The 4,148-nt window shown below is 59.6% G+C and carries 4 protein-coding genes; 3 read left to right on the top strand and 1 reads right to left on the bottom strand.

What is annotated here, in order from left to right:
- The first annotated feature begins 622 nt into the window (after window positions 1–622).
- The 3 genes from EN925_RS25755 (at window position 623) to EN925_RS40205 (ending at window position 3,235) form a co-directional block, all read left to right on the top strand.
- Window positions 623–1,771, top strand: coding sequence for a PHB depolymerase family esterase (locus EN925_RS25755; protein WP_206526361.1), 1,149 nt, complete (start codon window positions 623–625; stop codon window positions 1,769–1,771).
- A gap of 164 nt (window positions 1,772–1,935) precedes the next feature.
- Window positions 1,936–2,133 carry a tyrosine-type recombinase/integrase gene (locus EN925_RS25750; RefSeq protein ID WP_244514468.1) on the top strand — a complete coding sequence of 66 codons (198 nt, stop codon included), beginning with the start codon at window positions 1,936–1,938 and terminating at the stop codon, window positions 2,131–2,133.
- Window positions 2,134–3,064: 931 nt separating this feature from the next.
- On the top strand, window positions 3,065–3,235 hold the full coding sequence (locus tag EN925_RS40205) for a hypothetical protein (protein WP_164770142.1): 171 nt from the start codon (window positions 3,065–3,067) through the stop codon (window positions 3,233–3,235).
- A 274-nt stretch (window positions 3,236–3,509) separates the two neighbouring features.
- On the opposite strand, the gene EN925_RS25735 is transcribed toward EN925_RS40205, so the two are convergent.
- A complete protein-coding gene (locus EN925_RS25735; protein ID WP_082827649.1) occupies window positions 3,510–3,701 on the bottom strand; it encodes a hypothetical protein in 192 nt (63 codons plus the stop codon).
- Window positions 3,702–4,148 lie beyond the last annotated feature (447 nt).

Raw genomic sequence — 4,148 nt, 5'->3', positions numbered from 1 at the left:
GATGCGGATGCAAGCATTTTTCAGCGAGGTCGCGCTGGACCTGGTCTGCGCGGATGGATCGACCCTTCCTGTCCTCGTCAACGCCGCGGAGCGGCGCGGCGAATCGGGCAATCTGCGGTTCATCCGCATCACCGTCTTCAATGCGTCCGACCGCCGCCGCTATGAACGAGAGCTTCTGGAAGCGCGCCGCACTGCAGAGCGGGCCAACGCCGAACTGCTTAAACTCCCATACACTCGAACGTCGCGTGGCCGAGGCGGCCGAGGTCGCCTGAAGAGCGAGCGGGCACTTCACCAGGCGCACAAAATGGAGGCGGTTGGCCAACTGACCGCCGGCATCGCCCATGATTTTAATAACATGCTCTCAGTCATTGTGTCGTCGTTCGGGCTACTCGAGAGGCGGCTTGTAAACGGCGAGGACGTTTCCCGGTTTGTTTCCTCCGCAAACCCGGTTTGTTTCCTCCGCAAACAGACTAGCGCTGGGCCTCTGAGTTCGCCTCACCGAGCGCGCAATTCAATCTATAGGTTCACGGACGCAACGGCTTGTTCTTGTGCATCGCAGCAACGATATTGCTGCATATGCGTTGTGCAGGACCGTGCCATTCCGGCGCACAAGGACACCGACTTGCGAAATATATCCGATACGATCGCTCGCCTGAGCGCGATGCACGCGCGGCCAGCAGCTGGATCCGGAGAACGGAACGACGCTCACTTGTCCGAAATTACAGGGTTCGGGTCCAATCCCGGAGCCTTGCGCGCGAGGCTTTATCTTCCGAAGAACCTGGCCCGGCAGGCGGCGCTGGTCGTCGTGCTGCATGGCTGCACCCAGAACGCGGCCAGCTATGATCATGGCTCCGGCTGGAGCGAGCTCGCCGCCGAGCATGGTTTTGCGGTGCTGTTCCCCGAGCAGCAGCGCGCCAACAACCCCAATCTTTGCTTCAACTGGTTTGTACCAGGCGATATCAGGCGCGACAGCGGCGAGGCACTGTCCATCCGCCAGGTGATCGAGGCGGCAGTGGTTACGCATGGCCTCGATCGCAAGAGGATCTTTCTCACCGGTCTGTCCGCCGGCGGCGCTATGGCGGCGGTGATGCTGGCGGACTATCCCGAACTGTTTGCCGGCGGCGCGATCATTGCCGGGCTCGCCTATGGAAGTGCCTCGACGATCTCCGCAGCCTTCGACCGCATGCGCGGCCATGGCGGTCCGTCCCAAGCCGACCTCCAGCGGCTGTTGCGGGCGGCCTCGCCGCACAAGGGTCCGTGGCCGCGTATTTCGATATGGCAGGGCTCGGCCGACACGACTGTTGTGCCTGCCAATGCGGATGCAGTCCTGGCGCAGTGGCAAAGCGTGCACAATCTCGGCGAAAAGCCAACACGCATAGAGAAGGTCGACGGCCAGACGCGGAAGGTCTGGAGCGACAGCAACGGGCGCGAGGTAGTCGAGACGTTCACCATTGCCGGCATGGGCCATGGGACGCCACTGCAAACTGGCGGCGGCGATGGTCTCGGCAACGCAGGGCCTTTCATGCTGGATGTTGGGATTTCCTCGACACGCCACATCGCCCGCTTCTGGGAATTGACGAAGCCGGACGTGCGACGCAAAGCCAAAGCCGAGGTCGCTTCAGGCGCCGCATTGCAGTCATTTGCACCAACGGAAAAACCGCGGGCAGTCCGAATCGATCCCACGCCGGAGCGAGCCAATGCGCGCGGTCCGGCAAGTGGGATTTCCAAGGTCATCGAAAATGCTCTGCGCGCGGCGGGGTTGATGCGCTGAATTGTTGTGGCGGAGGAGCTCTTTGTCTGGACTCTGCTGAACCAAGAGCCCACCATCGATAAGGCAGTGAACCCCTGCTTACCCAAGACAGCGGCGTCGTTTGGGCCAAGGCTATTTACCATCGGCCCTGGAAAGCGCTTTTGAAACAGGCCGGCCTGTCGGATGTGACGCTACATGAGCTGCGGCATACCTACGCCAGCACGATGGTTCGAAATGGCGCTCCGTTGATCATCGTGGCACAGGCCCTTGGTCGCAGCGACACCCGAACGGTGGAGAAGCACTATGCTCACCTCGCCCCGTCCTATAGCGGACATCATTCGCCGACTAGCACCCGACATTTAGAGGACAATCCAAATGGCTGAGGTCGTAATTGCCTGCTCACTTGCCGTGATCGCGTGCTTCTGCGCGTTGTGCATAATCGCGTTTTTCATGCTGGCGAAGTCCGCTACCATCCTTCTTACCTTGAACAGAAAGATGACGCCGCTCGGCGCTTGGCCGAGCCATTAGGTCCAACCGTGCGAGAAGCTGTGGCCACGGCGATGGCAAAGCCACGGCGCTCCGAAACCTATTAAGCTCAACTCGACCTACGCCATTGCCGTGAGGCGCTTGCCCGCGCGCTCGTGCACGAAGGTGGCCATGTGAATAATAGGACCGGACCGCCCCACCTTCCGTGGCGTTACAGCTATTCAGAGCGATCGACAGTTCCACGCATTTGCGATGCCGCTTGGGCTTCGAAAAAGCTGACCGGCTTATCCGACGTCGCCCAGACGCAAATTCCGTAGGCAATCCCGAAGGAGATCAACAGGGCGGGCAAGATGGGTAAGCGGTGCATGGATCGGCTGGGCCTCTTTGTTGCAGACCCGCCCACAACCTCCTGCAACCCGATCGGTTCGACATAAAGTATTTACCGTGTTGGCATGGTTTACGGATGGTTTCGCAGGCCATCGCGGATGCTTGCCACTGTGTCTGCTGGCGGAGACAAAAAAGCCCGCTGCCGGGAGGAGGTGGCAGCGGGCTCGATTTTCGAATGTGGCGCGGGAGGAGGTGCGCCTCATTCAGCGCCGGCATCGCATCTGGGAGGAGTAGATGGCCGACAATCAAAATCTACCCGCTGCCCAGCGATTTCTGCAATCGTGGATCGTGCATAGCTGCTGTGCAGATTTGCCTGTGCCGACACACGTGTAGCATCAGGCCTCCGAATTGGGCAATTTTGTAAGCTCAGCAATCGAGGGAAGGCCGGTCCCGATCCTTGGAGGCGACACCAAGGCCAGTCGCGACGCAGAGGAAGAGGACGTGTTCGACAAGATCGCCGCCCGGCCCCGGAAAAAATTTGCCAGCGGGTCGGAACCTACTACTGCTGCTCCGGCATTTCAGTATTTTCCTGAGGGTCTTTTTTCACGCCCGGGCTGGGTGACGTATCCACTGGCGCATTACCGCCCTGGTTTTGCACAGGAGCACGCTTGAACGGTGCCGTCTGCCAAGAGCCGTTCGATAAGGGCGTGAGTACAAAGAATGCCATTAGGCCTAGGAAAATGACGGCAATAACCGCCACGCCCCACGCCATGAGTCTTCGCGTGCCGCGTTGTTCTTCCCTGCGAGATAGATTGTCCACCATTGCTCCGGCCTCTCGTGAAGTGGCGCCTGTTGCGAAAGCATCTCCCTCCTCGAACTTCGCTATTGCATCAAAGTTCCGGCCCCGGTGCAGCATCCGCGAAAGAGCATTTTTAAGCTTAGCGCTCTAACGGCGTCGCCGGCGCATTGGGGGAATAGGCTTCGGGTTTAGCCTTAGCCACTGACCGGCGGCGAAGTTCCTCGCGAATTCCTCGGTCTCGAAAAGATGCTGGGTGGTTTCGCCATTCTCGACGAGTTGTACCGCCCACTGGCCGTCGATGTGTTCGATACGAACACCAGCCCTTTGGTCATCGTCCACGGCCCGCACTCCCACACACGACGAAGGCACCAACAAATCACAGCGCCCAAAGCGCTTCAACGTTCGAAATGTACAAAGCGAAGGAGAAGTCCTGTGACCGGCGTGGTGCGCACACTTCTGGAACGCTGGCAACCGAAGGGTCGATCACGAAGACGGTCATAGGCGAAAATGCGACTGACGCGGCATCCCTGGATTGCTCGGTCGCGCTCGGTAGGCTCGGCCTGGAGGTCACTGTTACCGGCGTTGCAGCAAATCCTACGGCTGGAATGCCGTCGTGCGGATGCTAGAGGTTTAGTTGTATCCGAGCATGTGACGCAATCCGACAATCGGTAGATAGACGGTCCAAATCATACCGATGGCGGCGGCAACACCAAGGCCAATCGCGGGAGCCCACGCCCTCCATTGCATCTGGAGCCGCGCTGCCAATTCAGTCAAACTGTCTTCCAT

It is taken from the genome of Mesorhizobium sp. M7A.F.Ca.US.006.04.2.1, assembly GCF_004022915.1.
GTDB classification, from domain to species: Bacteria; Pseudomonadota; Alphaproteobacteria; order Rhizobiales; family Rhizobiaceae; genus Mesorhizobium; species Mesorhizobium ciceri.
The sequence above is the reverse complement of the archived record's forward strand: the minus strand, read 5'-3'. Positions and strand labels throughout refer to the sequence as shown.